Here is a 24,324-nt window from a genome sequence, read left to right on the forward strand (position 1 = left end):
ATGGAAACCGCTGCAGCGCGCCGCCCGCCTTGCAATGCGGCGCGCTTCGTCTGGCGCCAGCCTACAGCAGTTCGACGCCCATCGCCGTGGCCTCTCCGCCGCCGATGCACAACGTCGCCACGCCGCGTTTGCCGCCGCGTGCGCGCAATGCGCCGATCAGCGTCACGAGAATGCGTGCGCCCGAAGCGCCGATCGGGTGACCGAGCGCACACGCGCCGCCGTTCACGTTGACCTTCTCGTGCGGCAGATCGTGCTCCTTCATCGCGGCCATCGTGACCACGGCAAAGGCCTCGTTGATCTCGTAGAGATCGACGTCGCCGGCCGTCCAGCCGGTCTTCTCGAACAGCTTCCTGATCGCACCCACCGGCGCCGTCGTGAACTTCGCGGGCTGCTGCGCAAAGGTCGAATGGCCCGTCACGCGTGCGAGCGGCTTGAGGCCGAGTTGCTTCGCCGTCGATTCGCGCATCATCACGAGCGCCGCCGCGCCGTCCGAAATCGACGACGAATTCGCCGCCGTCACCGTGCCGGTTTTGCTGAACGCGGGCTTGAGCGTCGGGATCTTGTCGAGATTGGCCTTGAACGGCTGCTCGTCGCGTTCGATGGTCGTTTCGCCTGCGCGCGAGGCCACCTTCACCGGCGCGATCTCCCATGCGAACGAGCCGTCCTCGTTGGCGCGTTTCGCGCGCTTGAGCGACTCGATCGCGAACGCGTCCTGGCGCTCGCGCGAGAAGTCGTACTCGCCCGCGCATTCTTCCGCGAACGTGCCCATCAGGCGGCCCTTGTCATAGGCGTCTTCGAGGCCGTCGAGGAACATGTGGTCGAGCACCTGGCCGTGGCCCATGCGCATGCCGGAGCGCGCCTTCGGCAGCAGATAAGGCGCGTTCGACATGCTCTCCATGCCGCCCGCGACGATCACATCGGCCGAACCCGCCAGCAGCATGTCGTGCGCGAACATCGCCGCGCGCATGCCCGAGCCGCACATCTTGTTGACGGTCGTGGCACCCGCTGCGAGCGGCAGCCCCGCGCCGAGCGCCGCCTGGCGCGCGGGCGCCTGGCCCTGCCCCGCGGGCAGCACGCAGCCCATCACGACCTCGTCGACCTGTTCGGGCTTCAACCCGGCGCGCTCGACGGCCGCCGCGATCGCCGCCGCGCCAAGCTGCGGCGCGGTGAGCGTCGCGAAATCACCCTGAAAGCCCGCCATCGGCGTGCGCACCGCCGAAACGATCACGATGGCGTCCTGCTTTTGCGTCTCACTCATGTTTGTGCTCCTTGATGAATCCGTTTGCATTCGCTGTTGGCCGCACGCGCGTTCAGGCAACGCGCACGGCCGGTGCGTCTTCACGCGCGAAACGTTCCGGGTAACACACGCTGAAACGAATCGATGCGTCGTAGGGAAAGCAGTCCGGCACTTCGCCCGCGATGAGCCTCGCGCGGCTTTCCTGCCAGAGCCCGGGCTCGAAGAAGTCCGCGTGATGGGCGAGAAATGCGCGCTTCACGCGCGGATCGCCGAGCAAAAATGTGCCGTACGTCTCCGGAAAGATGTCGCGCGGGCCGACCGGGTACCATGGCTCGCCCGATAGTTCGTCTTCCTCATTACGCGGCGGCGGCACGGCGCGCACGTTGCAGTCGGTGAGGTATTCGATCTCGTCGTAGTCGTAAAACACCACGCGGCCGTTGCGCGTCACGCCAAAGTTCTTGTAGAGCATGTCGCCCGGAAAGATGTTCGCGCGCAGCAGGTCCTTGATCGCGTTGCCGTATTCGCGAATGCCATGCTCGACTTCCGCGTCGCTGCCGTTCTGCAGATAGAGATTGAGCGGCACCATGCGCCGCTCGATGTAGACGTGACGGATCACGAGGTTATCGCCCTCGTACTCGAGCATCGAGGGCGCCAGCGTCTGCAGCTCACGCACGAGCGCGTGGTCGAGCCGCGCGATGGGCAGCGCCACGCTCGAATATTCCAGCGTGTCGGCAAGGCGCCCAAGCCGGTCGTGGCGCTTCACGAGCTGATACTTCGCCTCGACCTGCTCGCGCGTGGTCTCTTTCGGCGCGGGAAAGCTGTCCTTGATGACCTTGAACACATACGGATACGAAGGCAGCGTGAACACGATCATCACCATGCCGCGGATGCCGGGCGCGACGATGAACTGGTCGCTCGAATGCGAGAGGTGGTGCAGCAAGTCGCGATAGAACAGGTTCTTGCCCTGCTTCTGCAACCCGAGCGACGTGTAGATTTCGCCCTTGGCCTTGCGCGGCATGATGGTGCGCAGAAACTCGACATAGGCAGACGGCACTTCCATGTCCACCAGAAAGTACGAGTGCGAGAAGCTGAAGAGGATGAGCAGCTGCTCCGTGCGCAGCAGCACCGTGTCCAGTGCAAGCTTGCCCGACTCCACATGACGGATCGGCACGACGAACGGCGCGAGCAGATCGCCGTTGATGATGCGCCCGACGATATACGCGCCTTTGTGCCGGAAAAACAGCGACGACAGCACGTGAATCTGGAAGTTCGGCTTGGGCTCGACCACACCGAAGGTGTCGAGCATCGTCTGCATGATGCAGTCGACGTCGCGCCCGAGATCCTCGAACGGCGTCCGCAGCTGGAAGTTCGTGACGATGCGCTCGAGCGTCGCCGCGACGCCGTCCTTGCCCGGATAGTACGCGCGGTAAGTGGGCTTCGCGGCGGGCTCGTCGTTCTCGATGTATTCGGTCGAGATGGCGGGCCGCACGAAGATGAAATCGTTGTTGAAGTACGAGCGATGCAGGATCTTGCAGCACACGGAGTTGAAGAACGTCTCCGCGCATTCGGGCTGCCGGTGCGTCGTGAGCAGGCCGATGTAGTGCAGCTTGATCTGCTGCCACACCTCGTCGTCGATGCTCTCGGCACCGTATTCGTCTTCGAGCGCGACCACGCATTCCTTCACGCGATCGTCGTAAGAGGCGATGCGCTCGCGCGCAAGCTGCTGCAGGGCGCGCCAGTCGGCGGCCTCGAAGAACGTCCGCGCCCTCGCCGCCGCGTCGCAGAAGTTGTGGTAGTGACGGTTGAAGCCGTCGAGCATGGTCTGCGCGACATCGAAGCCGATCTGCGAAGAAAGCAGTTTCGGGAAGTGTTTCATGGCGGCCATGCCCGTTGCGCGGGCGTCAGGGTTTCGCGCGAGCGGCGGCGGGAGCGTCGCTTTCGTGCGCCGCATTCCTGTCGAGCAGCGCGCGCGCCTGGGACTCGTACTGCGCGAGGTCTTCGAGCGTCGCGTCGAGGTCCGCGCGCTGGCGCTCGAGTATCTCGCGGTGATGCACCACGGTGTCGAGGAACGCCTGGAGTTGCGGGAGCGTGTCGGTCGGCGACTCGTAGAGGTCGAGCAGCGTGCGGATCTCCGAGAGCGTGAAGCCGAGGCGCTTGCCGCGCAGCGTCAGCTTCAGCCGCGTGCGATCGCGCCCCGAAAAGACGCGCTTCAGGCCACCCGCGCCTTCCCGGCTGGGTGCCAGAAGGCCCTGGTCCTCGTAGAAACGGATCGCGCGCGGCGTTACGTCGAATTCCCGGGCGAGTTCGGTAATCGTGTACTGGGTCGTCATGGTGTGCGAAAGGCGGCTGGCCCGGCTGTTGTCTGCACGACAGCGCGAGGGACGATAGAATCGACGTTTACGTTATCGTCAAGTACGCGGTTACGCAACCGGCAGGAGCGACGCGCAAGACGCGCTTTGCATGGGGCCGGAGTCGGTGCTCAAGCGCTAACTCTGGTCGACCGTTTTACATGGGACCAGAGTAAGTGCTTTGCATGGGCCCGGAGTAGGTGCTAAAGCACCAACTCCGGCCGACAGCTCAAGCGCTAACTCTGGTCGACAGGAGAAGACACCCCCAATGAATGCCCTCGAACACCAGCTCGACTATCCCTACGCCGACACCCTGCCGGAGCCCGGCCTCGCCTTCGACGTCGCGCCCGGCGTGAAATGGCTGCGCATGCCGCTGCCATTCGCGCTCGACCACATCAACCTCTGGCTGCTGCGCGACGAGATCGACGGCCAGCAAGGCTGGACTGTGGTGGACTGCGGCATCACCAACGACACCATCAAGGCCCGCTGGGAAGCCGTGTTCGAGAACCAGCTGGAAGGCCTGCCGGTGCTGCGCGTGCTCGTCACGCATTGCCACCCCGACCATATCGGCCTTGCACACTGGATTTGCGCGGGCGGGGACAAAGCGCGCTGGGACGTGCGCCTGTGGACCACGCTCGGCGAATACATGCAGGCCCGCGTGATGGCGGCCGGCGACGGCTCGAACGCGGGCGGCGAAGGCGCCGCGCGTCATTTCGCGCGTCACGGGCTTAAGGACGAAGCCTCGCTCGACAAGCTGCGCAACCGCCGCGGCTACTACGGCAGCCTCGTGCCAGCGCTCCCCACGCAGTACCGCCGCCTGCGCGAAGCCGATACGGTGGCGATCGGCGGCCGCGACTGGCGCGTCATCACAGGCTACGGCCACTCGCCCGAGCATTGCGCGCTGTTCTGCGAAGAAACCGGCGTGCTGATTTCCGGCGACATGGTGCTGCCGCGCATCTCGACCAACGTCTCCGTGTTCGACATGGAGCCGGAAGGCAATCCGCTCGGCCTCTACCTCGAATCGCTCGGCCGCTACGAAACGCTGCCCGAGAACACGCTCGTGCTGCCCTCGCACGGCAAGCCGTTTCGCGGCGTGCGCATGCGCATCGCGCAGTTGCGCGCGCACCATGACGCGCGTCTTGCCGAAGTGATCGAAGCGTGCGGGCGAGCGCCGCAAAGCGCCGCCGACATCGTGCCGATGATGTTCAAGCGCGAGCTCGACATCCACCAGATGACTTTCGCGATGGGCGAGGCGCTCGCGCACCTGAACCTGCTGTGGCTCGAAGGCAAAGTCACGCGCACGACCGGCGCGGACGGCGTGATCCGCTTCACGGCCTGACAAACCGCTGCGCACAAAGAAAAACGGGCGGCCTGCAAAGAGCCGCCCGTTTTTACGTGGTGCGTGAGGTGAACGGCTTTAGTTCGAGCCGCCCGTGATCAGATCGGCGCCTGGCGGCCGCACGAACTTGAAGGTCGAAGCCGGCAGCGTCGGGTTCTTCTCGATGTTGGAGAACGTGAGCAGCGTCACGTTGCCGAACACGTCGTGCAGCTCCATGGCTTCGAGGTTGCCGTCGCGAAAGCCGATGCCCACGCTCTTGAACTGCGTGTCCTTCGACTTCGGAATCAGCTCCAGCCAGTCGATGCCGTTCTTCACGCCCGCGTCGGAGAGCATGAAGTTCTTGTCGAGATCGTTGCTGCCGAACAGGATCGCCGCCGGGCTCGCGCCGAGCGCGCCGCCGAGCTTGCGCTCGGTCACCTGGTTCAGGTCCTTGTCATAGACGTAGAGGTTGTCGCCGTCCGACTGCAGCACCTGCTGATACGGCTTCTCATACGACCAGATGAACTTGCCGGGCCGCGCGAACACGAATGTGCCGCTCGAAGTCTTGGCATTCATCGTGGCCGTGGCAATGGCGTCGCTGGCGTTCTTCGCGCCCGAGGGCGCCTTGAGTTCCCGCTGCACGAAACTGCCGCGCGCGGAATGGACCTGTGAGACGAACTGCTTCAGTTGATCGGTGCCGCTCGCATACGCCTGCGAGACCATCAGGACCGACGCGCCAAGCGCAACGAAGAGCGCGCGGCGCGCTGCGCGCGCAAAGCGGGTCGGAAGTCCAGCCGGATACTGCATCTATCGTTCTCCAAGAGGTGTGTCTTTGGCCGTCGGGTTGCCGCAGCCGCTGCCGGGCCGTTGCCAAGGCGCGCGGCGGCCTGGCATGGCTTATTCGGCGTCGCCGCGGTTGGGCACGAGGATCTCGCGGTTGCCGCTCGACGACATCGCCGAAACGAGCCCGGACTGCTCCATCTGTTCGAGCAGCCGCGCCGCGCGGTTGTAGCCGATGCGCAAGTGCCGCTGCACGAGCGAAATCGACGCGCGGCGATTCTTGATGACCACTTCGACGGCCTGGTCATACAGTGGATCGGACTCGTCGCCAGTACCGCTGGTTCCCGCAGCGGTGCCCTCGTCGCCTTCGCCGCCCACCCCGCCTTCGAGAATGCCCTCGATATAGTTCGGCTCGCCCTGCTCCTTGAGCTTCTCGACGACGCGGTGCACCTCGTCGTCGGCGACGAACGCGCCGTGCACGCGCACGGGCAGACCCGTGCCCGGCGGCAGGTAGAGCATGTCGCCCATGCCCAGCAGCGACTCGGCGCCCATCTGGTCGAGAATCGTGCGCGAGTCGATCTTCGAGGAGACCTGGAACGCAATGCGCGTCGGCACGTTGGCCTTGATGAGGCCGGTGATGACGTCCACCGAAGGCCGCTGCGTCGCGAGAATCAGGTGGATGCCGGCGGCGCGCGCCTTCTGCGCGATACGTGCGATCAGCTCCTCGACCTTCTTGCCGACCACCATCATGAGGTCGGCGAGTTCGTCGATCACGACCACGATATGCGGCAGCTTCTGGCACGGTTCCGGATCGTCCGGCGTGAGGCTGAACGGGTTCGGGATCTTCTCCTCGCGCTTGTTCGCCTCTTCGATCTTGTTGTTGTAGCCCGCGAGATTGCGCACGCCCAGCTTGCTCATGAGCTTGTAGCGGCGCTCCATCTCGGCCACGGTCCAGTTCAGCGCGTTGCCGGCCTGACGCATGTCGGTCACGACCGGGCAGAGCAGATGCGGAATGCCCTCGTAGACGCTCATTTCGAGCATCTTCGGATCGATCAGGATCATGCGGACCTGCTCGGCGCTCGCCTTGTAGAGCAGCGAGAGGATCATCGCGTTGATCCCCACCGACTTGCCCGAGCCGGTCGTGCCGGCCACGAGCAGGTGAGGCATCTTCGCGAGATCGGCGCATACCGGCTTGCCGCCGATGTCCTTGCCAAGGCCCATGGTGAGCGCCGAAGGCGCGTCGGAATAGACCGCCGAGCCGAGGATTTCCGAAAGACGCACAGTCTGGCGGCGCTGGTTCGGCAGCTCCAGCGCCATGAAATTCTTGCCCGGAATCGTTTCCACCACACGGATCGAGACGAGCGAGAGCGAACGCGCGAGATCCTTCGCGAGGCCCACGATCTGGCTGCCCTTCACGCCCGTGGCCGGCTCGATCTCGTAGCGCGTGACGACCGGGCCCGGATACGCGGCCACCACGGCGACGTCCACGCCGAAGTCCTTGAGCTTCTTCTCGATCAGGCGCGAGGTGAATTCGAGCGTGTCGTCGGAGATGGTTTCCTGGGTGGCCGAAGCCGGGTCGAGCAGCGAGATCGCCGGCAATGTTGAATCGCCCGGCAGATCCTTGAAGAGCGGCACCTGACGCTCTTTCTCGACGCGCTCGGAGCGCTGCGGCGTGACCACCGGCGGCACGATCGTAACCGGCTCGTGTTCCTCGATCTTCACGCGGCCACGCTCGACCTTGCCTTCGCGCTTGACGGCCGCCGCTTCGCCGAGCTTGCGGTCGCGGCCCGCCTCGCGGCGCAGCCTCGCCATGGTCACGGCGTTGATGATGTATTCGCCGACCTTTTCGGCGACCGAAAGCCACGAAAAGCGGAAGTAGAGCGAAAGACCGATCGCGAGCCCGAGCAGCAGCGCGAGCGTACCGCCCGTGAAGCCGAGCGCGTGTGAAACGCCGCGCGCCACCGCGCCGCCCACCACGCCGCCGGGCGTCTGGGGCAGTTGCACCTTGAGCGACCACATGCGCAGCGCTTCGATGCCGCAGCTCGACAGCATGACGAGCACGAACGACAAGGCTTCGGCGACCCAGCTGATGTCGCGCGGCTTGTCCTCGTCATCGTCGGCAATCGCTTCGTGGCGCGTGATGCGCTGGTAGTTTGCCGAGATGAGGCGCCCGAGCAGCACGATCCACCAGTAGGCGGACAGGCCGAACAGCAGCAGCAGGATGTCCGAGACGCGCGCGCCGACGCGCCCCGCCCAGTTCGAGATGTGGTCGACCTGGGCCGCGTGCGTCCAGCTCGGGTCGTGGCGGCTGTAACTGATGAGCGCCATCAGCAGGAATACGCCTAGCGCGACCTGCAGGATCCAGCGAATTTCGGTGAAAAGGCGCGACATGCGGTGAGGCAATGCCTGCGCCTGCGCGGAAAAGGGAGCTTTGGCCATTGAATCCTGGGCTGATTCTTGATGCGTTTGCGGTCCGCCAGTCCTTCCGTATGCCCGAAACCCCGGGCAGACGGGCGCGGCCGCCGTCGTCCGATCGGGCCTATTGTAAACGCGTTGTTTCGGCCCCGGCGGCCCCTCGCTGTAAATGACGGTAACTGACAACGCTGCGGGCGCGCCACAAAGCGACATCCGGCTGCGCCGCACCCGTCTATCCGCGCTGCGCGCCCCGCCCGCAACGCTTAGGCTATCGCGCCGATGAGGAAGCTTCATCGAGCGGCGAACGTCCCCCGCCTTTATAATTGCGGGCTGATGCCCAATTACAATGCGTGAGCCCCGCCGCTATGCCGGGCGGCCCTCGCCGAGCGCCCGACCTTACGCGCCACGCAGCGTCTTTCTACGGAATTCGATCATGTCTGCAACCAAACACGCCAAAGTCCTGATTCTCGGTTCCGGCCCCGCCGGCTACACGGCCGCCGTCTATGCGGCGCGCGCGAACCTTTCGCCGCTGCTCGTCACCGGCCTGGCCCAAGGCGGCCAGCTTATGACGACGACCGACGTCGAAAACTGGCCCGCAGACCCGAACGGCGTGCAAGGCCCCGAACTGATGCAGCGTTTCCTCGAGCACGCCGAACGCTTCAATACGGAAATCGTGTTCGATCACATCCATACGGCCAGGCTCAACGAAAAGCCCATCCGCCTGATCGGCGATTCGGCCGAGTACACCTGTGACTCGCTCATCATCGCGACCGGCGCGTCGGCGCAATACCTCGGCCTGCCGAGCGAAGAGCTGTACATGGGCCGCGGCGTCTCGGCGTGCGCGACCTGCGACGGCTTCTTCTACCGCAACCAGCACGTCGCCGTGATCGGCGGCGGCAACACGGCCGTCGAAGAAGCGCTCTACCTCTCGGGCATCGCGAAGAAGGTCACGGTCATTCACCGCCGCGACAAGTTCCGCGCCGAGCCGATCCTGATCGACCGCCTGCTGGAAAAGGAAAAGGAAGGCGTGGTCGACATCAAGTGGGACCACGTGCTCGACGAAGTCAAGGGCAACGAAGGCGGCGTAAACGGCCTGCGCATCAAGAACGTGAAGACGGGCGAGACCACCGAGCTCGACCTGCAGGGTCTGTTCGTTGCGATCGGCCACAAGCCGAACACGGACATCTTCGAAGGCCAGCTCGAGATGAAGAACGGCTACATCATCACGAACGGCGGCCTGAACGGCAATGCTACCGGTACGAGCGTGCCGGGCGTGTTCGCGGCCGGCGACGTGCAGGATCACGTCTATCGCCAGGCGATTACGAGCGCGGGTACGGGCTGTATGGCCGCACTCGACGCGCAGCGCTACCTCGAGACCGTCAACGAGCTGGGCCAGGCGCACGTGATGAGCGCCGAAGCCGACCGCTGAGCCGGACGAGCGGGCTTCACCCAGCGTTTTTCGTCATGCCCAAGAACGTGCCCCACCCGGGCGAGCCCAGGCGCCCCGCCCCGGCTCGCCAGGCTCCAGCGCCCACGCCGGCTCCCGCAACGGAAGAAGCCACGCCAGGCAAGACGGCTTCTGGCTTCGCCGGCCTCGGCAGCCTGCGCGACGCGCTCAAGGTGCAAACCCGCCAGCGCGAGCGCGAACGCGTGGCCGCGCAGGCGGCGCGTGTCGAAGCCGCCGCCGACAGTGATCTCTTTCGCCGCGAGATCGGCCAGATCGCGCCGCTCAAGCAGCCCGCGCGCGCGCAGCCGCGCCGGGCAGCACCCGTGCCGTTGCCGCTGCAAACGCGGCTCGACGAGCAGGCCGTGCTGCACGAAGCGATCTCCGACGAATTCGACCCGGAAGCGTTTCTCGACACCGACGACTCGCTCTACTATCACCGCCCCGGCGTGAGCGAGGAAGTCGTCAAGAAGCTGCGGCGCGGCACGTGGATCGTGCAGGCGCAACTCGACCTGCACGGCATGCGCCGCGAGCAAGCGCGCGAGGCGCTGCAGGACTTCATCCGTGAAGCGGGCAAGCGCGGGCTGCGCTGCGTGCGCGTGATCCACGGCAAGGGCCTCGGTTCCGTCGGCAAGGAGCCCGTGCTCAAGGGCAAGGTGCGCGCGTGGCTCGTGCAGAAGGAAGAAGTCATCGCGTTCTGCCAGGCGCGGCCGCACGACGGCGGCGCGGGCGCCGTGCTCGTGCTGTTGCAGCCGCACCCGGTCGGACACGGGCAGCATCATACACACGCGCCCTGACCGAACCCGTCATCGTCGCGCCGATACGAAAGAACCCCGTTGCTGCTTGCGCAGCGAACGGGGTTTTTTTATCGCGCCGGACAAACCGGTGAACGAAGATCAGGCGATACGTGCTTCCGTCTTCGGGTCGAACAGCACGGCCTTCGAAACGTCAAACAGCAGATCCATATTGTTGAGCGGCTGCGGATTCGCGCCCGGGTGCACGCGGCTCACGATGCGCTTGCCGTTGACCTGCGCGAACACGAGCGTGTCCGGACCGGTCGGCTCGATCACATCGACCTGCACCGCGTGGCGCTGCAGTTCGTGGCCGTGGCCGTCGTGCGAGCTGCGCGCGTCGGTGATGCGCTCGGGGCGCAGGCCCAGCACCACATTCTGGCCGATATGGCCGCGCACCTTGTTCGCGTCGAACGGCAGGTTCAGCACGTTGCGCGCCACGCCCGTGTCGAGCTCGATGCCGATGCCCGAACCCTGCTCCACCAGCTTGCCTTCGATGAAGTTCATCGGCGGCGCGCCGATGAAGCCCGCGACGAACAGGTTCGACGGCGAGTCGTAGATGTCCTGCGGCGCGCCGAACTGCTGCACGATGCCGTCCTTCATGACCGCGATGCGGTCGCCGAGCGTCATTGCCTCGATCTGGTCGTGCGTCACGTAGACGATGGTCTTGCCCACGCGCTGATGCAGCAGCTTGATTTCCGAACGCATCTCGATACGCAGCTTGGCGTCGAGGTTCGAGAGCGGTTCGTCGAACAGGAACATGATCGGATCGCGCGCCAGTGCGCGGCCCATGGCGACGCGCTGACGTTGGCCGCCCGAAAGCTGGCCCGGCTTGCGGTCGAGCAGATGCTGGATCTGCAGCATGCTCGACACGCGGTCGACGATCTGGGTCTGCTCGGCCTTCGGCACCTTGCGGATGTTCAGGCCGAACGAGATGTTCTCGCGCACCGTCATCGACGGATAGAGCGCGTACGACTGGAACACCATCGCGATATCGCGATCCTTCGGCGAGAGGTTGTTCACCACCTTGCCGTCCATCATGATCTCGCCCTTGGTCACGGTTTCGAGACCCGCGATCATGTTGAGCAGCGTCGACTTCCCGCAGCCCGAGCCGCCGACCAGAATCAGGAACTGGCCGTCTTCGATGTCGATGTTGACGCCCTTGAGGACGGGCACCCCGTTCGGGTAGGTCTTGTAGACGTCGCGAATGGAAAGGCTTGCCATGCTATGAATCCTTTAATCGAATGCGCGTTCTGTCGCGCAGTTAGCCCTTCACCGCGCCCGCCGTGAGGCCACGCACGAAGTAGCGGCCGGCGATTACGTAGACGAGCAGCGTGGGCAGCGCGGCGATGATCGCGCCGGCCATGTCGACGTTGTATTCCTTCACGCCCGTGGACGTGTTCACGAGATTGTTCAGCGCCACCGTGATCGGCATCGAATCGACGCCCGAGAACACGATACCGAACAGGAAGTCATTCCAGATCTGCGTGAATTGCCAGATCAGGCACACCATGAAGATGGGCAGCGAGATCGGCAGCATGATGCGCGTGAAGATCATGAAGAAACCGGCGCCGTCGATGCGCGCGGCCTTCACGAGTTCAGCGGGCACGCTCACGTAGAAGTTGCGGAAGAACATCGTGGTGAACGCAATGCCGTACACGACGTGCACCAGCACCAGACCGCCGATCGTGTTCGACAGGCCGAGGAAGCCTTCGAGACGCGCCATCGGCAACAGGATGGCCTGGAACGGGATGAAGCAGCCCACCAGCAGCATCGTGAAGAGCGCGTCCGCGCCGCGAAAGCGCCAGTGCGTGAGCACGTAGCCGTTGAACGCGCCGATGATCGACGAGATCAGCACGGCCGGAATCACCATCTTCACCGAGTTCATGAAGAACGGCTGCATGCCGTCACAGCGCACGCCGGTACACGCTTCGCTCCACGCCTTGATCCACGGCGCGAAGGTCGGGCTCGTGGGCAGCGAGAGCATGGTGCCCGTGTGAATCTGGTCGAGCGACTTGAACGACGTCGACAGCATCACGTAGAGCGGGAACAGGAAGTACAACGCGAACAGGATCAGCGCCGCATAGATGACCACGCGGCTCACGTTCATCTTAGGCTGCATTGCGCGTGCTCCTCGATTCCAGATACATGAGCGGCACGAGCACGGCCACGACCGTGGCGAGCATCATCATCGACGAAGCTGCGCCGACGCCGAGCTGCCCGCGGTTGAACGAAAACGTGTACATGAAGATGGCCGGCAGCGACGACGACGTGCCCGGACCACCGGCCGTCAAGGCGACGACGAGGTCGAACGTCTTGATCGTGATGTGGCACAGGATCAGCAGCACGGAGAAAAACACCGGACGCATGCTCGGAATCACGATCTTGCGGTAGATCGTGGGCAGCGTCGCGCCGTCCACCTGGGCCGCCTTGAAGATCTCGCTATCGACACCGCGCAGGCCGGCGAGGAACAGCGCCATGCAAAAGCCCGTGGACTGCCACACGGCGGCGACCACGATACAGAAAATGGCCTTGTCCGGGTCGTTGAGCCAGTCGATGTGGAAGCTCGTCCAGCCGATGCTGTGCATCACCTGCTGAATGCCGAGGTCCGGATTGAAGATCCACTGCCATGCCGTGCCCGTCACGATGTACGAGAGCGCCATCGGATAGAGGAACACCGCGCGCAGCGCGCCTTCCTGACGAATCTGCTGGTCGAGCAGGATCGCGAGGAACAGCCCGAGCCCTACGCAGATCGCGATGAACGGGATGCCGAACCATCCGAGGTTCTGCGCCGACGTCCACCAGACGTCGTTCGCGAACAGCTCGCGATAGCGGTCGAGACCCGCGAATTCATAGCGCGGCATCAGTCGCGAGGTCGAGAGCGACAGATACCCGGTAATGAGAATGAAGCCGTAGACGAATACGAGGCTGATCAGAATGCTGGGCGAAAGCACCAGCTTCGGGATCCAGCGGTCTGCGAGCGCCGCCATGGGCGACGCGCGGCGGGTAGCAGGCGTGGCCGCCTTGCCGTTGCCGCTAAGAGAAGCAGTCACTGCGCAACTCCTGGTACGGTGCGAAAACCGCTTTCGCACGATGATGGGGTTCAGAGAGTGAACCGTCATGCCCGGGGCGCGCCACGTATGGCGCCCCCCGTCTTACAGCACTAACCTGCTACGCTCACTTCGTCTTCGCAGCCTTCGCGAGCGCTTCGACCGCGCTCTTCGAATCCTGGTTCGAGTTCATGAACTTCGTCACGACGTCGGTGATCGCACCGGCCGTTGCGTCCGGCTGAGCCATGCCGTGAGCGAGCGACGGCACATAGCCGCCGGCCTTGATCGCGACCTGCTCATCCGCGTACGACTTCTTCGCGCATGCGTCGAACTTGCTCATGTCCACGCCGAGACGAACCGGAATCGAACCCTTGTACAGGCTGAACTGCTCCTGGAAGCCCGGGCTCATGATCGTCTTCGCGAGGGCGAGCTGGCCAGGCGTTGCCTCCTTCTGGCCCTTCTGCTGGAAGAACACGAACGAGTCGACGTTAAAAGTGTAGGCCTTTGCCGTGCCCGGCACGGCTGCGCAAACGTAGTCCGTATCCGGCTGCTTGTTCGCGTTCGCGAACTCGCCCTTGGCCCAGTCGCCCATGAACTGCATGCCGGCCTTGCCGTTGATGACCATGGCCGTGGCGAGGTTCCAGTCGCGGCCCGTGCGGCCGTTATCCATGTACGACTCGATCTTGCGGACCGTGTCGAACACGCCGACCATCTGCTGCGACGTGAGGGTCTTCTGGTCGAGGTCGACGAGTGCCTTCTTGTAGAAGTCCGCGCCCTGCGAGAGGACCACGTCTTCCCACAGCGTCAGGTCCTGCCACGGCTGACCACCGGCGGCGACCGCCTGGATGCCCGCGGCCTTCATCTTGTCGGCCAGCGCGAAGAATTCCGGCCACGTGGTCGGCGCCTTGCCGCCCACCTTGTCGAGCGCTGCCTTGTTGATCCACACCCAGTTCACGCGGTGCACCGAGAACGGCGCTGCCACGTAGTGGCCGTCGGCGTGCATGATCTTGTCGATCTGCGGCGGCAGATTGGCCTTCCAGTCGCCGGCGACGGAGTCGACGTTCACCAGCACGCCCTGCTCAGCCCATTCCTGGATCAGCGGACCCTTGATCTGGGCGGCCGTCGGTGCGTTGCCCGAGATCACCTGGGTCTTCAGTGCGGTCATGGCCGCCGCGCCCGCGCCACCGGCGACCGCGAAGTCCTTCCACACATAGCCCTGCTTCGTCATGTCGTCCTTGAGCACGCCGACGGCCTTCGACTCGCCGCCCGAAGTCCACCAGTGCAGCACTTCGAGGGACTCGGCTGCTTGCGCCGTGGCGACGCCACCCAACAGACCTGCTGCGCACAGGGCGCCCATGATCGCGCGGAATTTCATTGCTTATCTCCTCCAGACACCTGAACAAAAAACGATTGGCCCCTGATCACCAGGGTGCGGTGGTTGGTCAAACAGGCAAAACAGGCAAAACACTGGACGGACGGGCGCCGGAGTGCCGCGCGCGCGTGCTTTTCATTAGATGCGCGCGGGCCGCGTGCCGGTTACCGGCCGCAGGACGCTCAAGAGATGAGTGGTTCGGAATGCAACTTGACTGTCTCCTCTTTTGATTTTCACCGGTCACCCGACCGGCCGAGGCGCCGCTTGCGTCACGCGGCCTTGAAGCCTCCGCACGGCGGGGAACCGGGCGCACGGCTCACTGGCAAGCCGGGCTGAGTCCCGCGTGGTTCTCCGTTAACATGAGGGGGCATTCCGTCCGCTCGCGAAACCGCGCAAACCGCCTTGCTGGCTGCGTTCCACGCTTTTTTCTTCGAATGAACGTTACCTCTTGATTTGGATTGTAGTTAAACTACAATTCAGTGTCAAAAAAAATTTTATCGGACTACGGCCGCCCGATCGCCCACACAGACGGGCACCCGTTGTACCCTGCAGCGGCCCCCAGGACTCTGACCGAGACTCATGCAAACCCCGATCGATTCAGGTTTCACGTTCGTGCTCTTCGGCGCCACCGGCGACCTGTCGATGCGCAAGATCCTCCCCGCCCTGTATGAAGCGCACCGTTCAGGCATGCTCGCCCAGGCCGGCAAGATCGTGGGCGTCGCGCGCCACGAAGAAGATCGTGCAGCGTACATCCAGTGGGTCGACGAGCACGTCAAGCCGCACGTGAAGAAGAACGGCGGCTTCGACGACAACGCGTGGGCCAGCTTCCTCGAACGCATCGTCTATGTGAAGCTCGACCTCTCGCGCGCCGAGGACTTTACTCACTTGCGCGACGGCATCGCGTCGCTGCCCGGCATTCGTGTGTTCTATCTGGCGACGGGCCCGTCGCTGTTCGTGCCGATCTGCCGCGCGCTTGCCGCCGTGGGGCTGAACGAGAATTCGCGCATCGTGCTGGAAAAGCCGCTCGGCTACGACCTCAAGTCGTCCAACGCGATCAACGACGCCGTGGGCGAGATCTTCGCCGAAGGCCAGATCTACCGGATCGACCACTACCTCGGCAAGGAGCCGGTGCAGAACCTGCTCGCGCTGCGTTTCGGCAACGCGCTCTTCGAGCCGCTGTGGCGCCGCGAATGGGTCGAGAGCATCCAGATCACGATTGCCGAAGAACTGGGCGTCGAAGCGCGCGGCGACTTTTATGACAACACGGGCGCGCTGCGCGACATGGTGCAAAATCACCTGTTGCAGTTGCTTTCGATCGTCGCCATGGAGCCGCCGCATTCGATGGATTCGGATTCGGTGCGTGACGAAAAGCTTCGCGTGCTGCGCGCGCTCAAGCCGATCAACCCGCTCGACATCAGCAAGGTCGCCGTGCGCGGGCAGTACCATGCGGGCGTGATCCGCGGCCAGGCGGTGCCGGGCTATGCGACCGAGCATGGCGTGAAACCCGAAAGCCACACGGAAACCTTCGTCGCGCTCAAGGTGGAGATCGAAAACTGGCGCTGGGCGGGCGTGCCCTTCTTCCTGCGCACCGGCAAGCGTCTTGCCGACCGCGTGGCCGAGATCGTCGTGAACTTCCGTCCGGTGCCGCATTCGGCGCTCGGCGCACCGGCGCTGCGCCCCGGCGCGAACCGCCTCGTGATTCGCCTGCAACCGAACGAGAACATCCGCCTCTACTGCCTCGCGAAGCAGCCCGGCGAAGGCATGAATCTCGCGAGCGTGCATCTGGATCTCGCGTTCGACCAGTTCTTCCGCGAAGGCCAGATGGAGGCCTACCAGCGCCTGCTGCTCGACGTGATCAACGGTCGCCTCGCGTTGTTCGTGCGGCGCGACGAGCAGGAAGCGGCGTGGACGTGGGTCGAGCCGATCCTCAACGAGTGGGCGGCAACGCCCCGCGCGCCCAAGCCGTATGCGGCCGGCACATGGGGACCGGCGGCCGCGAGCGCGATGCTTGCGCAGCACGGCACCTGCTGGCTCGAAGAAGAGAATTGATGGGATTGCATGGCGGCGCGCACAGCGAGCGCGACGCCGGACCGGACAGATGAACTACCCCGTAGACCTACAAAAAAGCAGCATGGAGGAGAAGTGATCGAGCTTCACGTATTCGACGACCCGCGCGTCCAATCCGACGCGCTGGCGCGAGCCGTGGGCGACGCGCTACATGCGTCGCTCGCCGCTCAGCAGGCGGCGCCCGGTACTACCGCGCGCCGTGCAACGCTTGCCGTCTCCGGCGGCACGAGCCCGCGCCCCTTCCTCGAGGCCCTTTCGACGCACCGTTTCGACTGGGCGCACATCGACGTCACGCTCGTCGACGACCGCTGGGTGCCGGACACCGACTCCGCGAGCAACGCGCGCCTCGCGCGCGAGACGCTGCTCACGCACGAAGCGGCGCACGCGCACTTCCTGCCGCTCGTCGACGTGGCGCAAGACCTCGACGCGCATGTCGCCGCGCTCAACGCCGACCCTGCCCGCAAGCTGCCGAACGTCGCCGTGCTCGGCATGGGCGAGGACGGCCACACGGCCTCGATCTTCGCCGACGCCCCCGAATGGCACGAAGCGATCACCACGGCGCGCCCGTTCGTGGCCGTGCATCCGCAGGCAGCGCCCCATGCGCGCGTCTCGTGGTCGATGCAGGCGCTGCGCCAGGTCGATCGGCTGTTCCTGCTGATCGCGGGACAGCGCAAGCTCGAAGTGCTGCAACAGGCCGCCGCGGCCGAACAAAACAACGCCATCTCGAAGCTGGCGAACGACAAGGGAGTGAGACTCGATGTCTACTGGTGCGCCTAATAAAAACGCCCCTGGCGCAGGCCAGCACGCCGACGGTCCGAGGCTGCTCGCCGACATCGGCGGAACCAACGCGCGCTTCGCGCTGGAAACGGGTCCGGGCGAAATCGGCCAGGTGCGCGTGTATCCGTGCGCACAGTATCCCGGCGTCGCGGAAGTGATCCAGCAATACCTGAAGGACAACAAGATCGGCCGCGTGAATCATGCGGCCATCGCGATTGCGAATCCGGTCGACGGCGACCAGGTGCGCATGACCAATCACGACTGGACCTTCTCGATCGAAGCGACGCGTCGCTCGCTCGGCTTCGACACGCTGCTGGTCGTCAACGACTTCACCGCGCTCGCCATGGCGCTGCCCGGCCTGACCGACTCGCAGCGCGTGCAGGTAGGCGGCGGCCAGCGCCGCCAGAACAGCGTGATCGGCCTGCTCGGTCCGGGCACGGGTCTCGGCGTTTCGGGCCTGATTCCCGCCGACGACCGCTGGATCGCGCTCGGCAGCGAAGGCGGCCACGCAAGCTTCTCGCCGCAGGACGAGCGCGAAGACATCGTGCTGCAGTTCGCGCGCAAGAAGTGGCCGCATGTGTCGTTCGAGCGCGTGTGCGCGGGGCCCGGCCTCGAGCTCATCTACCGTGCGCTCGCCGCACGCGACAAGAAGAAACTGCCCGCCGATCTCGGCACGGCTGAAGTCGTGCAGCGCGCGCACGACGGCGAGGCGCTCGCGCTCGAGACCGTCGAATGCTTCTGCGGCATTCTCGGCAGCTTCGCGGGCAACATCGCGATGACGCTCGGCTCGCTCGGCGGCATCTATATCGGCGGCGGCGTGGTGCCGCGCCTGGGCGACCTCTTCACGCGCTCGTCGTTCCGCCAGCGCTTCGAGGCGAAGGGCCGTTTCGACACCTATCTCTCGAACGTCCCCACCTACGTGATCACGGCGGAGTATCCGGCGTTCCTCGGCGTGTCGGCCATTCTCGCGGAGCAGCTGTCGAATCGCGCGGGCGGCGGCTCGTCGGCCGTGTTCGAACGCATTCGCCAGATGCGCGACGCGCTCACGCCCGCCGAGCGCCGCGTGGCCGACCTCGCGCTCAACCATCCGCGCTCGATCATCAACGATCCGATCGTCGATATCGCGCGCAAGGCCGATGTGAGCCAGCCCACGGTCATCCGCTTTTGCCGCTCGCTGGGCTGCCAGGGCCTCTCGGACTTCAAGCTCAAGCTCGCCACGGGCCTCACGGGCACGATTCCGGTGAGCCACAGCCAGGTGCATCTGGGCGACACCGCCACCGACTTCGGCGCGAAAGTGCTCGACAATACCGTCTCGGCCATCCTGCAACTGCGCGAGCACCTGAACTTCGAGCAGGTCGAAAATGCGATCACGCTGCTCAACGGCGCGCGCCGCATCGAGTTCTACGGCCTCGGCAACTCGCACATCGTCGCGCAGGACGCGCACTACAAGTTCTTCCGCTTCGGCATCCCGACCATCGCCTATGGCGACCTGTACATGCAGGCCGCTTCCGCCGCGCTGCTCGGCAAGGGCGACGTGATCGTGGCCGTGTCGAAGTCGGGCCGCGCGCCGGAACTGCTGCGCGTGCTCGACGTCGCCATGCAGGCGGGCGCGAAGGTGATCGCGATCACGTCGAGCAACACGCCGCTCGCCAAGCGCGCGACCGTGGCGCTCGAAACCGATCACATCGAGATGCGCGAATCGCAGCTTTCGATGATCTCGCGCATCCTGCATCTGCTGATGATCGACATCCTCGCGGTGGGCGTCGCGATTCGCCGTGCTTCACCCGATGCGGACCTCGGCAACGCCGTCGAAAAGGTGCGCGAGCATGCCGACGACGATGCATCGGCCGTGCTCGACTGGCTGAGCCACGGTGCTTCGCCCACGGCGCGCGACTGAGGTCGGCTCATTCATCGACTCATTCGAGCGATGAAAAAATGGGACGCCTCGGCGTCCCATTTTTTATTTTGCACGTCGTATCGACGTACGGCTCACGGCGTTGCCGTTCGCACCGCGTCCGGCGCCGGCGTGCCGTGCCACTTCACGACGAGCGCGCGCCCCACCCACGTGAGCAGTCCGCATACGCCGATCGTCACGCCCATGCCGAACGGCGAGATGCCCGGGAACCAGCCGACGACGGCGCTCGCGAACGCGCCGAGCGCGAGTTGCGTCGCGCCGAATACCGCCGCCGCCGCGCCCGCGTTCTTCGGATAGCGGTACATGAGATCGGTCGCGCAGTTCGCACCGAGCAGCCCCACCACGCTCACCACGAAGAACAGGCCAAACACGATCGACCACAGGCCGCCCCAGCCCGTCACGCACATGAGCGCGACGAAGAGCGACGCGACGATGCTCACGCCCGAAGCGATCGACACCATGCGCAGGGTGCCGAGCCGCCCGATGAAGCGCGTGTTGAGGAAGTTGCCGAGCATGATGCCGAACACGTTCGCGCCGAAGAAGAACCCGTAGTGCTGCGGCGAAACGTGGAAGTACTCGATATAGACGAACGGCGTGGCCGAGATATAGGTGAACATCGCGGCGAACGCCATGCCGCCGCAGAGCATGTGCCCCCAGACGAGCGGATCGCGCAGCAAGCGCCCATACGCCGCGAACGAGCGCAGCACGGCCGCGCTTTCGCGCTTTTCCGGCGGCCAGGTTTCCGGTACGCGCAGATAGGCCGCCACGGCGCACGCGAGGCCGAACAGCGTGAGCGCGACGAACACCACGCGCCAGCCGCCGATCAGCAGCAACTGTCCGCCGATCAGCGGTGCGAGCAGCGGCCCGATCGCCGTGACAATCGCGACCATCGAGAGAACTTTGGCAGCGTCCGATGGCTCGTGGGCGTCGCGCGCGATGGCCCGCGAGAGCACCGAGGCCGCGCCCGCGCCGAGCGCCTGCAGAAAGCGCACGATCACGAGCTCGCCCACCGAGAACGAGAGCCAGCAGGCAATGCTGGCCACCGTGAAGAGCGCGATGCCGCCGAGCAGCACGGGGCGGCGGCCGTAAGCGTCGGAAACCGGGCCGTAGAGCAGCATGCCGATCGAAAAGCCGGCCATGAAGCTCGTGAGCGTCGAGGCCGCAGCGGCAGCGCTCACGCCGAACGACTGCGCGATGGCGGGCAGGCTCGGCAGATACATGTCGGTGGCGAGCGGGCCGCAGGCGGCGAGTGCGCCGAGCAACAGAATCAGCCGGCCATCGGGCCGGCGGCGCGGGGAATGGGACATGGTGTGTGTGGCGGCGAAACTCGCGCGGCTCGCGCGGTCTCGATGTCAAGGGCCGATTCATCCGTCGCTGCAGGAGCGGACGAAAGCGGACAAAAACAGCAACGGAGTGCCGCCGAATTGTACCTGACACCCCTTGCCCGCCATCTGCCGCCCTACAAGCGGCTGCGGCGCGGCTTTGCGCTAAGCTGCCCGCTTTCGCTCAACTTGCCGCGTTGCCGACATGACCGCCTTCCTGCTCATCTGGAGCCCCAAGAAGTGGCCCTGGCCCGAACTGCCCGACTTCGCGCTCCGTGTGCGCGCCGGGGAAGCCGTCGCCGACACCTGGGGATGCGGCTTCGCACGCGGCATCCTGCCGGGAGACCGGGTGTTCCTGCATCGTGTGGCTGCCGAGCCGCGCGGGCTCTTCGGTTCCGGCTACGTCACGCGTGCACCCTACGAAGTGCCGGACGCCGCGTACAAGCGCGGCTACCGGCTGTGTATCGACTTCGTCTACGACTGGCTCGTCGACGCGGGCGAGGATGTCGTCATCGCGCGCGACGACTTGCGCGTGCACCCGTTTTCGATCCAGACCTGGGACGCACAGAGTTCGGGCACCGTCATCAAGCCGGCGGCCGAAGGCGCGCTGGAAAAACGCTGGGCCGAACTGACCGGGCGGCGGCCCATGCCGGCGCCGGCCGTCACGGCCATGCAGGCATGGCACGACAATCTGCGCGACACGGCGCCGCAGCTCGCGCCGCCAGCCCGCAAAGGCAGAAAGTAGCAGGCAAAAAGGGGCCGTCAGCGCGCTGACCCGGGGCGCGCCGGGGACCGCCCAGACCGACCGGACGGGCCGGCCCGATCCGCGCGACTCCGGTACAATTTCAAGAGAACAGCCCGGTCGCCCGCGCCCCTGCGGCGCCGCATGGGTCCGTACGCCGGCCCGTTTCGTCAGCGCCGCGCGCCACACCACTTTCGCAGGTCCAGCACTCATGTCCAACATCCAGTCCAGCACGCATAACCGCAACGAAGCCCTCTTCGAACGCGCCCAGCGCACCATCCCGGGCGGCGTGAATTCGCCCGTGCGCGCGTTCCGCTCGGTCGGCGGCACGCCGCGCTTCATCGAGCGCGCGCAAGGGCCGTACTTCTGGGACGCCGAAGGCAAGCGCTATATCGACTACATCGGCTCGTGGGGCCCGATGATCGTCGGCCACGTGCATCCGCAAGTGCTCGAAGCCGTGCACCGCGTGCTCGCGAATGGCTTCTCGTTTGGCGCGCCCACCGAGGCCGAGATCGAGATCGCCGAAGAAATCTGCAAGATCGTCCCGTCGATGGAGCAGGTGCGCATGGTGTCGAGCGGCACCGAGGCGACCATGAGCGCGCTGCGTCTCGCGCGCGGCTTCACGAAGCGCGACCGCATCGTGAAGTTCGAAGGCTGCTACCACGGCCACGCCGACAGCCTGCTCGTGAAGGCCGGCTCGGGGCTGCTCACGTTCGGCAACCCGACGTCGGCGGGCGTGCCGGTGGACATCGCGAAGCACACTACGGTGCTCGAATACAACAACGTCGCGGCGCTCGAAGAAGCGTTCAAGGCGTTCGGCGACGAGATCGCCGCCGTGATCGTCGAACCGGTCGCGGGCAACATGAACCTCGTGAAGGCCACGCCCGAGTTCATCGGCGCACTGCGCAGCCTCACGGCGAAGCACGGCAGCGTGCTGATCTTCGACGAAGTGATGTGCGGTTTCCGCGTCGGCCTGCGCGGCGCGCAGGCGCTCTACGGCGTCGAGGCCGACATGGTGTGCCTCGGCAAGGTGATCGGCGGCGGCATGCCGGCGGCGGCCTTCGGCGGCCGTCGCGAAATCATGGATCACCTCGCGCCCAACGGCTCGGTCTATCAGGCAGGCACGCTCTCGGGCAATCCGATCGCGGTCGCGGCGGGCCTGAAAACGCTGCAGCTCATCCAGGCGCCCGGCTTCTACGAGCAGCTCACCGCGAAGACCGAACGTCTCGCGAAGGGGCTGTCGGCCGCGGCGCGCGAAACGAAGGTGCCGTTCGTGGCGGATTCGGTGGGCGGCATGTTCGGCCTCTATTTCGCCGACAACGTCCCAGGCAGCTTCGCCGAGGTCACGAAGAGCGACATCGCGCGCTTCAACCGCTTCTTCCACCGCATGCTGGACGCGGGCGTCTACTTCGCGCCGTCGGCCTACGAGGCGGGTTTTGTCTCGAGCGCCCACGACGACGCGATCCTCGACGCGACCATCGCCGCGGCGCGCAGCGCGTTTGCAGCGGAAGCCGCGGCGGAAAACGTCACGCAATAAGGCATCACGCCAACGACTGCCGGCGCGGCGCGCGCCTCGCCGGCCCCATCTGACCGCCGCCCGGGAGAAAGCCCGACGATGTTTTCGCAATCCGATTTCGTCCACATGGAGCGTGCGCTCGCGCTCGCCCACCGCGGCCTGTACACGACCGACCCGAACCCGCGCGTCGGCTGCGTGCTGGTGAAGGACGGCGTGGTGATCGGCGAAGGCTTTACGCAGCCGGCCGGCCAGGACCACGCCGAAATTCAGGCGATGAAGGACGCCCGCGCGCGCGGGCACGACCTGCGCGGCGCGACCGCGTATGTGACGCTCGAGCCGTGCAGCCACTTCGGCCGCACGCCGCCCTGCGCGAACGCGCTGATCGAAGCGAAGGTCGCGCGCGTGATTGCAGCGATGGAAGACCCGAACCCGCTCGTGTCGGGGCGCGGGCTTTCCATCCTGCGCGACGCGGGTATCGACGTGCGTTGCGGGCTGCTGGCCAACGAGGCGCGCGAACTGAACATCGGCTTCGTTTCGCGCATGACGCGCAAGCGTCCATGGGTGCGCATGAAGGTGGCTGCATCGCTCGACGGCCGCACCGGCCTGCCCTCGGGCGAAAGCCAGTGGATCACGGGCGAAGCCGCGCGCGCCGACGGCCACGCCTGGCGCGCGCGCGCCTCGGCCATCCTCACGGGCATCGGCACGGTGAAGGAAGACGACCCGCGCATGACCGTGCGCGCCGTCGACACCCCGCGCCAGCCCAAACGCGTGCTGATCGACAGCCGGCTCGACGCCTCGCCGCTCGCGCAGATTTTCGTGGGCGCGCCCACGCTCGTGTTCTGCTCGGCGCTCGACGCGAGCAACGAAGAACGCGCCGAAGCGTTGCGCGTGCGCGGCGCCGAGATCGTCGCGCTCGGCAACGACCAGGGCAAGGTCGATCTGCCGGCCATGCTCACGGAGCTCGCTGCGCGCGGCGTGAATGAACTGCACGTGGAAGCGGGCTACAAGCTCAACGGTTCGCTGCTGCGCGAAGGCTGCGTGGACGAACTGCTCGTGTACGTGGCGCCGTCGCTGCTCGGCACGAATGCGCTCGGCATGATCGACATCGCTGCGCCCGCAACGCTCGACGAGCGCACGCGCCTCGCCTTTCATTCCGTCGATCGTCTCGGCAGCGATCTGCGCATTCTTGCGCGTGTCGTCACGACGCAAGACGCCTGACCCTCACTGAAG

19 protein-coding genes are annotated in these 24,324 nt (G+C 65.6%); 9 read left to right on the forward strand and 10 right to left on the reverse strand.

The window, feature by feature from the left end:
• Nucleotides 1-61: 61 nt before the first annotated feature.
• From BFD71_RS07930 to BFD71_RS07940, 3 genes are read right to left on the reverse strand one after another with little or no spacing between them, the layout of a single operon-like run.
• Nucleotides 62-1,258: an acetyl-CoA C-acetyltransferase gene (locus BFD71_RS07930; RefSeq protein ID WP_069262707.1), complete on the reverse strand. Its 1,197-nt coding sequence runs from the start codon at nt 1,256-1,258 to the stop codon at nt 62-64.
• A gap of 52 nt (nt 1,259-1,310) precedes the next feature.
• The gene (gene aceK, locus BFD71_RS07935) at nt 1,311-3,113 is read right to left on the reverse strand and encodes a bifunctional isocitrate dehydrogenase kinase/phosphatase (protein WP_069262952.1); all 1,803 of its coding nucleotides are present in this window, start codon (nt 3,111-3,113) and stop codon (nt 1,311-1,313) included.
• A 25-nt stretch (nt 3,114-3,138) separates the two neighbouring features.
• Complete coding sequence (locus BFD71_RS07940) at nt 3,139-3,567, reverse strand: MerR family transcriptional regulator (RefSeq protein WP_069262708.1); 429 nt, start codon at nt 3,565-3,567, stop codon at nt 3,139-3,141.
• 286 nt (nt 3,568-3,853) lie between these two features.
• Here BFD71_RS07940 and BFD71_RS07945 point away from each other — a divergent pair, with 286 nt between their 5' ends.
• On the forward strand, nt 3,854-4,924 hold the full coding sequence (locus tag BFD71_RS07945) for an MBL fold metallo-hydrolase (protein WP_069262709.1): 1,071 nt from the start codon (nt 3,854-3,856) through the stop codon (nt 4,922-4,924).
• Nucleotides 4,925-5,002: 78 nt separating this feature from the next.
• Here BFD71_RS07945 and lolA read toward each other — a convergent pair whose 3' ends face one another.
• Together lolA and BFD71_RS07955 are read right to left on the reverse strand one after the other, a co-directional pair.
• Nucleotides 5,003-5,710, reverse strand: a complete 708-nt coding sequence (gene lolA / locus BFD71_RS07950; RefSeq protein ID WP_069262710.1) for an outer membrane lipoprotein chaperone LolA — start codon at nt 5,708-5,710, stop codon at nt 5,003-5,005.
• A 90-nt stretch (nt 5,711-5,800) separates the two neighbouring features.
• A complete protein-coding gene (locus tag BFD71_RS07955; protein WP_069262711.1) occupies nt 5,801-8,122 on the reverse strand; it encodes a DNA translocase FtsK in 2,322 nt (773 codons plus the stop codon).
• Between the two features lie 409 nt (nt 8,123-8,531).
• Between BFD71_RS07955 and trxB the strand changes: the two genes are divergently transcribed.
• Together trxB and BFD71_RS07965 are read left to right on the forward strand one after the other, a co-directional pair.
• On the forward strand, nt 8,532-9,527 hold the full coding sequence (gene trxB / locus BFD71_RS07960; protein WP_069262712.1) for a thioredoxin-disulfide reductase: 996 nt from the start codon (nt 8,532-8,534) through the stop codon (nt 9,525-9,527).
• A gap of 35 nt (nt 9,528-9,562) precedes the next feature.
• Entirely contained in the window at nt 9,563-10,339 is a 777-nt protein-coding gene (locus tag BFD71_RS07965; protein ID WP_069262713.1) for a Smr/MutS family protein, read from the forward strand.
• A gap of 99 nt (nt 10,340-10,438) precedes the next feature.
• Here the strand turns inward: BFD71_RS07965 and BFD71_RS07970 are convergent, their stop codons facing one another.
• From BFD71_RS07970 to BFD71_RS07985, 4 genes are all read right to left on the reverse strand, one after another.
• Nucleotides 10,439-11,557 (reverse strand): ABC transporter ATP-binding protein, encoded by a 1,119-nt coding sequence (locus BFD71_RS07970; protein ID WP_069262714.1) that lies wholly within the window; start codon nt 11,555-11,557, stop codon nt 10,439-10,441.
• Between the two features lie 40 nt (nt 11,558-11,597).
• A complete protein-coding gene (locus BFD71_RS07975; protein WP_176732845.1) occupies nt 11,598-12,455 on the reverse strand; it encodes a carbohydrate ABC transporter permease in 858 nt (285 codons plus the stop codon).
• The gene (locus BFD71_RS07980; protein WP_069262716.1) at nt 12,445-13,386 is read right to left on the reverse strand and encodes a carbohydrate ABC transporter permease; all 942 of its coding nucleotides are present in this window, start codon (nt 13,384-13,386) and stop codon (nt 12,445-12,447) included. Before BFD71_RS07980 ends, BFD71_RS07975 begins: the two co-directional genes overlap by 11 nt.
• A gap of 124 nt (nt 13,387-13,510) precedes the next feature.
• Complete coding sequence (locus tag BFD71_RS07985) at nt 13,511-14,758, reverse strand: ABC transporter substrate-binding protein (RefSeq protein ID WP_069262717.1); 1,248 nt, start codon at nt 14,756-14,758, stop codon at nt 13,511-13,513.
• A 576-nt stretch (nt 14,759-15,334) separates the two neighbouring features.
• Here BFD71_RS07985 and zwf point away from each other — a divergent pair.
• The 3 genes from zwf (at nt 15,335) to BFD71_RS08000 (ending at nt 19,496) form a co-directional block, all read left to right on the forward strand.
• Nucleotides 15,335-16,804, forward strand: a complete 1,470-nt coding sequence (gene zwf / locus BFD71_RS07990; RefSeq protein WP_069262718.1) for a glucose-6-phosphate dehydrogenase — start codon at nt 15,335-15,337, stop codon at nt 16,802-16,804.
• Nucleotides 16,805-16,897: 93 nt separating this feature from the next.
• Nucleotides 16,898-17,599, forward strand: a complete 702-nt coding sequence (pgl, locus tag BFD71_RS07995; RefSeq protein ID WP_069262719.1) for a 6-phosphogluconolactonase — start codon at nt 16,898-16,900, stop codon at nt 17,597-17,599.
• The gene (locus BFD71_RS08000) at nt 17,580-19,496 is read left to right on the forward strand and encodes a bifunctional transcriptional regulator/glucokinase (protein WP_069262720.1); all 1,917 of its coding nucleotides are present in this window, start codon (nt 17,580-17,582) and stop codon (nt 19,494-19,496) included. The genes pgl and BFD71_RS08000 overlap by 20 nt, the downstream gene beginning before the upstream one ends.
• Before the next feature lie 92 nt (nt 19,497-19,588).
• Here the strand turns inward: BFD71_RS08000 and BFD71_RS08005 are convergent, their stop codons facing one another.
• On the reverse strand, nt 19,589-20,821 hold the full coding sequence (locus BFD71_RS08005) for a Bcr/CflA family multidrug efflux MFS transporter (RefSeq protein WP_069262721.1): 1,233 nt from the start codon (nt 20,819-20,821) through the stop codon (nt 19,589-19,591).
• A gap of 220 nt (nt 20,822-21,041) precedes the next feature.
• Between BFD71_RS08005 and BFD71_RS08010 the strand changes: the two genes are divergently transcribed.
• The 3 genes from BFD71_RS08010 (at nt 21,042) to ribD (ending at nt 24,312) form a co-directional block, all read left to right on the forward strand.
• Nucleotides 21,042-21,581 carry a hypothetical protein gene (locus BFD71_RS08010; RefSeq protein ID WP_256094543.1) on the forward strand — a complete coding sequence of 180 codons (540 nt, stop codon included), beginning with the start codon at nt 21,042-21,044 and terminating at the stop codon, nt 21,579-21,581.
• Between the two features lie 208 nt (nt 21,582-21,789).
• On the forward strand, nt 21,790-23,115 hold the full coding sequence (gene hemL / locus BFD71_RS08015) for a glutamate-1-semialdehyde 2,1-aminomutase (RefSeq protein WP_069262722.1): 1,326 nt from the start codon (nt 21,790-21,792) through the stop codon (nt 23,113-23,115).
• Between the two features lie 78 nt (nt 23,116-23,193).
• A complete protein-coding gene (gene ribD / locus BFD71_RS08020; protein ID WP_069262723.1) occupies nt 23,194-24,312 on the forward strand; it encodes a bifunctional diaminohydroxyphosphoribosylaminopyrimidine deaminase/5-amino-6-(5-phosphoribosylamino)uracil reductase RibD in 1,119 nt (372 codons plus the stop codon).
• The last annotated feature ends 12 nt before the right edge of the window (nt 24,313-24,324 follow it).

The sequence above is a fragment of the Paraburkholderia nodosa genome (genome assembly GCF_001718195.1).
In the GTDB taxonomy this organism is placed as follows: domain Bacteria; phylum Pseudomonadota; class Gammaproteobacteria; order Burkholderiales; family Burkholderiaceae; genus Paraburkholderia; species Paraburkholderia nodosa_A.

Excerpts from the sequence above, each read along its gene's own strand:
- BFD71_RS07930 (WP_069262707.1), bottom strand. The coding sequence starts at position 1,258 with ATGAGTGAGACGCAAAAGCAGGACGCCATCGTGATCGTTTCGGCGGTG.
- aceK (WP_069262952.1), bottom strand. The coding sequence starts at position 3,113 with ATGAAACACTTCCCGAAACTGCTTTCTTCGCAGATCGGCTTCGATGTC.
- BFD71_RS07940 (WP_069262708.1), bottom strand. The coding sequence starts at position 3,567 with ATGACGACCCAGTACACGATTACCGAACTCGCCCGGGAATTCGACGTA.
- BFD71_RS07945 (WP_069262709.1), top strand. The coding sequence starts at position 3,854 with ATGAATGCCCTCGAACACCAGCTCGACTATCCCTACGCCGACACCCTG.
- lolA (WP_069262710.1), bottom strand. The coding sequence starts at position 5,710 with ATGCAGTATCCGGCTGGACTTCCGACCCGCTTTGCGCGCGCAGCGCGC.
- BFD71_RS07955 (WP_069262711.1), bottom strand. The coding sequence starts at position 8,122 with ATGGCCAAAGCTCCCTTTTCCGCGCAGGCGCAGGCATTGCCTCACCGC.
- trxB (WP_069262712.1), top strand. The coding sequence starts at position 8,532 with ATGTCTGCAACCAAACACGCCAAAGTCCTGATTCTCGGTTCCGGCCCC.
- BFD71_RS07965 (WP_069262713.1), top strand. The coding sequence starts at position 9,563 with ATGCCCAAGAACGTGCCCCACCCGGGCGAGCCCAGGCGCCCCGCCCCG.
- BFD71_RS07970 (WP_069262714.1), bottom strand. The coding sequence starts at position 11,557 with ATGGCAAGCCTTTCCATTCGCGACGTCTACAAGACCTACCCGAACGGG.
- BFD71_RS07975 (WP_176732845.1), bottom strand. The coding sequence starts at position 12,455 with ATGCAGCCTAAGATGAACGTGAGCCGCGTGGTCATCTATGCGGCGCTG.
- BFD71_RS07985 (WP_069262717.1), bottom strand. The coding sequence starts at position 14,758 with ATGAAATTCCGCGCGATCATGGGCGCCCTGTGCGCAGCAGGTCTGTTG.
- zwf (WP_069262718.1), top strand. The coding sequence starts at position 15,335 with ATGCAAACCCCGATCGATTCAGGTTTCACGTTCGTGCTCTTCGGCGCC.
- BFD71_RS08000 (WP_069262720.1), top strand. The coding sequence starts at position 17,580 with ATGTCTACTGGTGCGCCTAATAAAAACGCCCCTGGCGCAGGCCAGCAC.
- BFD71_RS08005 (WP_069262721.1), bottom strand. The coding sequence starts at position 20,821 with ATGTCCCATTCCCCGCGCCGCCGGCCCGATGGCCGGCTGATTCTGTTG.
- BFD71_RS08010 (WP_256094543.1), top strand. The coding sequence starts at position 21,042 with ATGACCGCCTTCCTGCTCATCTGGAGCCCCAAGAAGTGGCCCTGGCCC.
- hemL (WP_069262722.1), top strand. The coding sequence starts at position 21,790 with ATGTCCAACATCCAGTCCAGCACGCATAACCGCAACGAAGCCCTCTTC.
- ribD (WP_069262723.1), top strand. The coding sequence starts at position 23,194 with ATGTTTTCGCAATCCGATTTCGTCCACATGGAGCGTGCGCTCGCGCTC.